Source organism: Streptomyces hilarionis, assembly GCF_024539675.1.
Lineage (GTDB): Bacteria > Actinomycetota > Actinomycetes > Streptomycetales > Streptomycetaceae > Streptomyces > Streptomyces hilarionis.
In genome coordinates this window covers 1-6,464 of record NZ_JAHHIT010000272.1, presented here as the reverse complement: position 1 = coordinate 6,464, position 6,464 = coordinate 1, and the positions used below count along the sequence as shown (strand labels likewise).

6 protein-coding genes are annotated in these 6,464 nt (G+C 74.1%); 4 read left to right on the top strand and 2 right to left on the bottom strand.

Going from position 1 to position 6,464, the window contains the following annotated elements; genetic code table 11:
* The first annotated feature begins 190 nt into the window (after positions 1-190).
* Entirely contained in the window at positions 191-1,087 is an 897-nt protein-coding gene (locus tag KMS84_RS37410; protein WP_256921011.1) for a S1 family peptidase, read from the top strand.
* Between the two features lie 22 nt (positions 1,088-1,109).
* Here the strand turns inward: KMS84_RS37410 and KMS84_RS37405 are convergent, their stop codons facing one another.
* The gene (locus KMS84_RS37405) at positions 1,110-2,735 is read right to left on the bottom strand and encodes an N-acyl-D-amino-acid deacylase family protein (RefSeq protein WP_256921010.1); all 1,626 of its coding nucleotides are present in this window, start codon (positions 2,733-2,735) and stop codon (positions 1,110-1,112) included.
* Between the two features lie 22 nt (positions 2,736-2,757).
* Positions 2,758-4,032, bottom strand: a complete 1,275-nt coding sequence (locus tag KMS84_RS37400) for an amino acid deaminase (RefSeq protein WP_256921009.1) — start codon at positions 4,030-4,032, stop codon at positions 2,758-2,760.
* A gap of 173 nt (positions 4,033-4,205) precedes the next feature.
* On the opposite strand from KMS84_RS37400, the gene KMS84_RS37395 reads away from it, so the two are divergent.
* From KMS84_RS37395 to KMS84_RS37385, 3 genes are read left to right on the top strand one after another with little or no spacing between them, the layout of a single operon-like run.
* Positions 4,206-5,246 carry a sugar kinase gene (locus KMS84_RS37395; RefSeq protein WP_256921008.1) on the top strand — a complete coding sequence of 347 codons (1,041 nt, stop codon included), beginning with the start codon at positions 4,206-4,208 and terminating at the stop codon, positions 5,244-5,246.
* Positions 5,243-6,010: an IclR family transcriptional regulator gene (locus KMS84_RS37390; protein WP_256921007.1), complete on the top strand. Its 768-nt coding sequence runs from the start codon at positions 5,243-5,245 to the stop codon at positions 6,008-6,010. The genes KMS84_RS37395 and KMS84_RS37390 overlap by 4 nt, the downstream gene beginning before the upstream one ends.
* Before the next feature lie 7 nt (positions 6,011-6,017).
* Complete coding sequence (locus KMS84_RS37385; protein ID WP_256921006.1) at positions 6,018-6,428, top strand: RidA family protein; 411 nt, start codon at positions 6,018-6,020, stop codon at positions 6,426-6,428.
* Positions 6,429-6,464: the final 36 nt, after the last annotated feature.

Genomic DNA, 6,464 nt, shown 5'->3' with positions numbered 1-6,464 from the left:
GGCCGGGGGCGGGGCAGGGGAGGCAGGTAGGCGGGTGCGGGCGTGTCCGCGGACAGCAAGCGGAATGCTCCCGTCCGGCGGCCGAAAACCCACCCTTGTTCTCACCCCTCGGCGCACTAACAATGCGCATGACAAAACAGCGGACGACCGGAAGATCTCCGGTCGTCCTGTCATAAGAGGGGACCCCCACATGAGAAAGCCTCTCGTCGCCGCGTTCTTCGCCCTGGCCGTCGCCGGGGCCGGCGCGGCGCCCGCGGTCGCCGCGCCGACGCACGCGCAGCCCGCGACCCCGGCCGCCGCCTCCGCCCCTGCGGGCAGGGCGGCCGCGACCACGGCGGCCGCTCCCGCGCTGCGGGCCGTCAACCTCGCCGGCACCGTCGCGCTCAGCAACTGCTCCGGCTCGGTCATCCGCTTCCCGAGCTCCCTGGACACCGACCCGGCGCTGGTGCTCTCCAACGGGCACTGCCTGTCGACCGGCTTCCCCGAGCCGGGCGAGGTGCTCGTCAACCAGGCCTCCAGCCGCACGTTCGGCCTGCTCAACTCGGCCGGCACCCGGGTCGCGACCCTGCGCGCCAGCAAGCTGGCCTACGGGACGATGACCGACACGGACGTCTCGATCTACCAGCTCACCAGCACCTACGCGTCGATCAAGAACGCCTACGGGATCTCCGCGCTGACCGTGCAGGACACCCACCCGGTCGCCGGCACCGCCATCACGGTGGCCTCCGGCTACTGGAAGCGGCTCTACAGCTGCAACATCGACGCGTTCGTCTACCGCCTCAAGGAGGGCGACTGGACCTGGAAGGACTCGGTCCGCTACACCTCCGCCTGCCAGACCATCGGCGGCACCTCGGGCTCGCCGGTGATCGACCAGGCCACCGGCAAGGTCGTCGCCGTCAACAACACGGGCAACGAGGACGGCCAGCGCTGCACGGAGAACAACCCGTGCGAGGTCGACGCGAACGGCAACGTCACCGTCCGCGAGGGCATCAACTACGCCCAGGAGACCTACCTGATCCCGGCCTGCTTCACCACCGGCAACCAGCTCAGCCTGAACAAGAGCGGGTGCACCCTGCCCAAGCCGTAGGGCGCGGCGGCGGGGCGTTCCGTCACACGGGACTGCGACGGACCGCCCGCCCCGCCAGCACGTCGGTGCGCCGGCCGTCCTCGATCACGAAGCGGCCGTCGACCAGGACGTGCGGGATGCCCGTCGGCAGCGTGCGCGGGGACGCGTACGTCGAGCCCGCCGCCACCGTGCGCGGGTCGAACAGCACCAGGTCGGCCCGGTACCCCTCGCGGACCAGCCCCCGGTCCGGCAGCCGCAGGCGGGCCGCCGGGCGGCCGGTCAGCCGCGTCACGCACTCCTCCAGGGTGAGGATCCCCAGCTCCCGCGTGTAGTGGCCGAGATAGCGCGGAAAGGTGCCGTAGGCCCGCGGGTGCGGCTTCGCGCCGGTCAGGACGCCGTCGGAGCCGCCGGTGTGGACGCGGTGGCGCATGATCGCGCGCACGTTCTCCTCGTGGCCCACGTGCTGAAGGATCGTCGGGCCGAGTCCGTCGTCGATCAGCAGACGGCGCGCCGTGGTCCACGGGGCCTCGCCCAGCCGGGCGGCCGACTCGCGGACCGTGCGGCCGACGAACCCGCTCAGCGCGGGATCCGTCACCCCCGAGATCTCGATCGTCCCCCAGTCCACCGGCACCCCGTGGCAGCCGTCCGCGCCGGTCACCTCCAGGTCGTGGCGGATGCGCCCGGCCGTCGCGTCGTCCGCCAGGCGGCGCAGGATCTCGCGCGGGCCGCCCTCGCTCGCCCAGCTGGGCAGCAGCGCCGCGAGCGTGGTGCAGCCCGGGGTGTACGGGTAGGTGTCGAGGGTGATGTCGGCGCCCGCGTCGAGCGCCTCGTCGAGCAGGGCGAGCAGGTCCGGGGCCCGGCCCTCGTTCACACCGAAGTTCATCGTGGCGTGGGCCAGGTGGAGCGCGCACCCCGCCCGCGCGGTCAGCTCCACCATCTCCGCGTACGCCTCCAGCGCGCCGGCGCCGTAACTGCGGTGGTGGGGGCAGTAGTAGCCGCCGTACCGCGCCACTACCCGGCACAGCTCGGTCAGTTCGGCGTCCCCGGCGTACATCCCGGGCGTGTACGTCAGCCCCGACGACAGGCCGACCGCGCCCTGCTCCAGTCCCTCCGCCACCAGCCGCCGCATCCGGTCCAGCTCCCGCGGCGTGGCCGGGCGGTCCTCCCAGCCCACGACGAGGGCGCGGACGGTGCCCTGGGGGACGAGGTAGGCCGCGTTGACGGCGATGCCGCGGCCGTCGAAGCCCCGGTCCAGCCGGTCCAGGTACTCGCCCACCGACCGCCAGTCGAAGTCGACGTCGTCGCCGGGGCCGTTCCAGCCGGTGATGGCCCGGCGCACGCCGTCGAGGGTGGACGCGTCCACCGGCGCGTACGACAGACCGTCCTGGCCGAGGACCTCGAGGGTCACGCCCTGCGCGGCCTTGGCGCTGTGGTCCGGGTCGCGCAGCAGGGCGAGGTCGCTGTGGGCGTGCATGTCGATGAAGCCGGGGGACAGCACGAGCCCCTCGGCGTCGAGTTCGCGCACGGCCGTCGGGCGCTGGCAGCCCGCGGCCGCCGCCTCCTTGACGATCGAGACGATCCTGCCGTCGTCGATCACCACGTCCGCGCGGTAGGAGTCGGCGCCGCTGCCGTCGACGACGTCGGCGTCCCGGATGACGAGGTCTTCCACGGTGGCCTCCGGCTCGGGCGGTTCAGAAGAACGTGCGGACGTAGTCGACGACCGTGCCGTCCGCCTCGGCGAGCGGGATCAGCGGCCACTTGTCGAAGGACGTGCACGGGTGCGACAGCCCCAGGCCGATCCAGTCGCCGACCTCGACGTCCGCCTCGGCGGAGGTGCGCAGCCAGGCGTGCTGGTCGGAGAGCGCGGTCACCTCGACGCCGGTGGCGGGGCGCTGCGCGCCCTCGCGGCGGATCGTCCGCGCGACCGGCAGATCGAGGTCGTAGGCCGCGTCGCGCTTGCCCGCGTTGACGAAGGCCTGGTCGGGGGAGGGGCGTGAGACGACCTGGGTCCACAGCCGGAACGCGGGCTTCAGCGCGCCCTCCTCGGGCACCCGGTTGAAGGGCGTCAGCTTGCGGTAGTGGCCGTCGTCGTGCGAGACGTACGCGCCCGAGCGCAGCAACTTCAGCACCGGCGAGGAGAGTTCGCCGATCCCGGCGAAGACGTCGGCGACCGCGTCGAACCAGGCGCTGCCGCCCGCGCTGACGACGATCTCCCCGGCGTCCGCGAAGCGGCCCTGCGCGTCGAAGGCGGCGGCGAGCGCGGTCAGCCGGCGCAGCCAGGCGTGCACGCGCTCCGGGTCGGCCCCCGGCACCTCCCCCTCGTATCCCGCGACCCCGACCAGCCGCAGGGAGTGCGCGGCGGCCACCGCGTCGGCGACCGCCGCGCACTCCCGCTCCGTGCGCACGCCGGTGCGCGCGCCGTCGCCGGCGGCCAGTTCGACCACGACGTCGAGGGGGCGGCGGGCGCCGCGCAGGGCCGCGTCCATCAGCTCGACGCCGCGCACGGAGTCGACGTAGCAGACGAAGCGGAAGTCGTCGTCGCCGTCGAGGTCGGCGGAGATCCGGCGCAGCGCGGGCGGGTCCACCAGCTCGTTGGCCAGGAAGACCCGCTGGACGCCGTACGCCCGCGCCACCCACACCTGGTGCGGGACCGCCAGGGTGATGCCCCACGCGCCGCGGTCGATCTGGCGCCGGAAGAGCTGCGGGGCCATGGACGTCTTGCCGTGCGGGGCGAAGGCGAGGCCGTGCCGGGTCGCGTACGTCTCCATGAGCGCGAGGTTGTGCTCCAGCCGCTCCGCCGACAGGGCCAGGACGGGGGTGGTGAAGCCGCCGGTGAACAGGTTGCGGCGCTGGGCCGCGAGTTCGCCGACGGTGAGGCCGGCGGCGTCCGGGGGGAGGCCCTTGAAGCGGTGGTCGACGCGTTCCTCGGCCAGCCGGGCGAGCGCCGCCAGTGCCTCGGTACTCATGGAACCTCCCTGATCAGGAGCGTTGCATCACCTGCAACGTCCATTGCGTATGTCGCTGACCGCTGTCTAACATCTCGGCCGACGCGGGGTCAACGAAGCCTCCCCCGGCCCTCGACCCGAGGCCGCCCCGTCCCGCTTGGCCCGCCCGCACCAGCACAGGAGCCACGACGACCGTGACCGGCACCGGATTCGGCAACGCCCCCGACGTCGTGGACGTCGTCGCGCTCGGCGAGTCCATGGTCGCCCTGCGGCCCACCGGGCCCGGCCGCCTCGCCGACGCGCCCTCCTTCGACCGGGGCATCGGCGGTGCGGAGTCCAACGTCGTCTGCGCCCTGGCGGCGGCCGGCCACCCGGCGCGCTGGGTCAGCCGGGTCGGGGCGGACGGCTTCGGCGACCACCTCGTCGAGACGGTCGGCTCCTACGGCGTCGACGTGAGCCGGGTGCGGCGCGACCCCGACCGCCCCACCGGCGTCTACTTCCGCACCGCCGCGGACCGCGCCGGCGACGACCACGAGGTCGCCTACTACCGTGCCGGGTCCGCGGCCTCCGCGATGTCCGCCGACACCGTCGACCTCGACGCCGTCACCGCCTGCCGGGTGCTGCACCTCACCGGGATCACCGCGGCCCTCTCCGCGACCTGCCTCGGCCTGCTGCGCGAACTCACCGCGCGCCGGCCCGGCCGGCCCCTCGTCTCCTTCGACGTCAACCACCGGCCCCGGCTGTGGAAGGACGGCAACAGCCCGCGCGTCCTGCTCGAACTGGCCCGCGGCGCCGACCTGGTGTTCGTCGGCGAGGACGAGGCGGCCGACGTGTGGGGACTGGACGGCGTCGACGCCGTGCGGCGGGCGCTGCCCGGCCCCGAGGTGCTCGTCGTCAAACAGGGGGCGCGCGGAGCCACCCTCCTCGACCGGGAACGCGTCCTGCACGTCCCCGCCCCGCGGGTCGACGTGGTCGCCGCCGTCGGCGCCGGCGACGCCTTCGCCGCCGGGTTCCTCTCCGCCACCCTGCGCGGTCTGCCCCCGCGCGACCGGCTCCGGCACGGGCACCTGGCGGCCGCCGCCGCCCTCACCGTCCCCGGCGACCTCGCCACGCCCCCCTCCCGCCACCACGCAGACCGCCTCGCCGCCCTCGACGACAACGCGTGGGGGAGACTTCGACTCGGCCCGGGCCGGACGCAAGCCCCGGCCGCACCGGAGGAGGCACCCACCCCATGAGCCAGACCGTCGACCGCGCCCTGAGCATCCTGCCCCTGCTCGCCGAGGGCCCCGCCGACCTCGGGCAGGTCGCCGACCGGCTCGGCGTCCACAAGTCGACCGCCCTGCGGCTGCTGCGCACCCTCCACGAACACGGTCTCGTCTACCGCCAGTCCGACCAGCGCTACCGTCTCGGCGCCCGTCTCTTCGCCCTCGCCCAGGAGGCGATGGAGAACCTCGACGTCCGCGAGATCGCCCACCCGCACCTCGTCCGCCTCAACGAGACCTGCGGCCACACCGTCCACCTCGCCGTCCACGAGGAGGGCGAGGTCCTCTACATCGACAAGGTGGAGAGCCGCTACCCGGTGCGCATGTACTCCCGCATCGGCCGCCCCGTCGCCATCACGGTCGCCGCCGTCGCCAAGCTGCTCCTCGCCGACCTGCCCGAGCCCGAGCGGCGGGCCGTGGCCGAGAAGCTCGACTACCCCCTGTACACGGCCCGCTCGACGCCCAACGCCCCCGCGTTCCTGCGGGAGCTGGAGAAGGTGCGCGAACAGGGCTGGGCCACCGACCTCGGCGGCCACGAGGAGTCCATCAACTGCGTCGCCGCGCCGGTCAGGGGCGCCGACGGCCGGGTGGTCGCCGCGATGTCGGTCTCCGCGCCGAACGTCGTCGTCACCGCCGACGAACTCCTCACCCTGCTCCCGCTGGTGCGCCGCGCGGCGGACGCCGTCAGCGGCGAGTACTCCGGCAGGAACCCGATCCCGCACACCGCGAAGGAATGAACGCCGCATGACCGACAAGACCGCGCTCACCCCCGGCACGCACACCACCCCGCCCGCGAAGTTCTCGCACGGCGTGCGCAAGGGCAACATCCTCCAGGTGGCGGGCCAGGTCGGCTTCCTGCCCGCCGAGCCGGGCAGGCCCCCGACCCCCGCCGGGCCCACCCTGCGCGAGCAGACCCTGCAAACCCTCGCCAACGTCGAGGCGATCCTGCGGGAGGGCGGGGCGGGCTGGGACGACGCGATGATGATCCGCGTCTACCTGACCGACACCGGGCACTTCGCCGAGTTCAACGAGCTCTACGACGCCTACTTCGAGGAGCAGGCCCTCACCGCCCCGCCCGCCGCCCGCACCACCGTCTACGTCGGTCTGCCGGCGGGCCTCCTGGTCGAGATCGACGCGCTCGCCGTCCTCGGCTGACGGCCGCCCGTCCGACCCCCCTCTCCCGCTGAACCC

Excerpts from the sequence above, each read along its gene's own strand:
- KMS84_RS37390 (WP_256921007.1), top strand. The coding sequence starts at position 5,243 with ATGAGCCAGACCGTCGACCGCGCCCTGAGCATCCTGCCCCTGCTCGCC.
- KMS84_RS37400 (WP_256921009.1), bottom strand. The coding sequence starts at position 4,032 with ATGAGTACCGAGGCACTGGCGGCGCTCGCCCGGCTGGCCGAGGAACGC.
- KMS84_RS37410 (WP_256921011.1), top strand. The coding sequence starts at position 191 with ATGAGAAAGCCTCTCGTCGCCGCGTTCTTCGCCCTGGCCGTCGCCGGG.
- KMS84_RS37385 (WP_256921006.1), top strand. The coding sequence starts at position 6,018 with ATGACCGACAAGACCGCGCTCACCCCCGGCACGCACACCACCCCGCCC.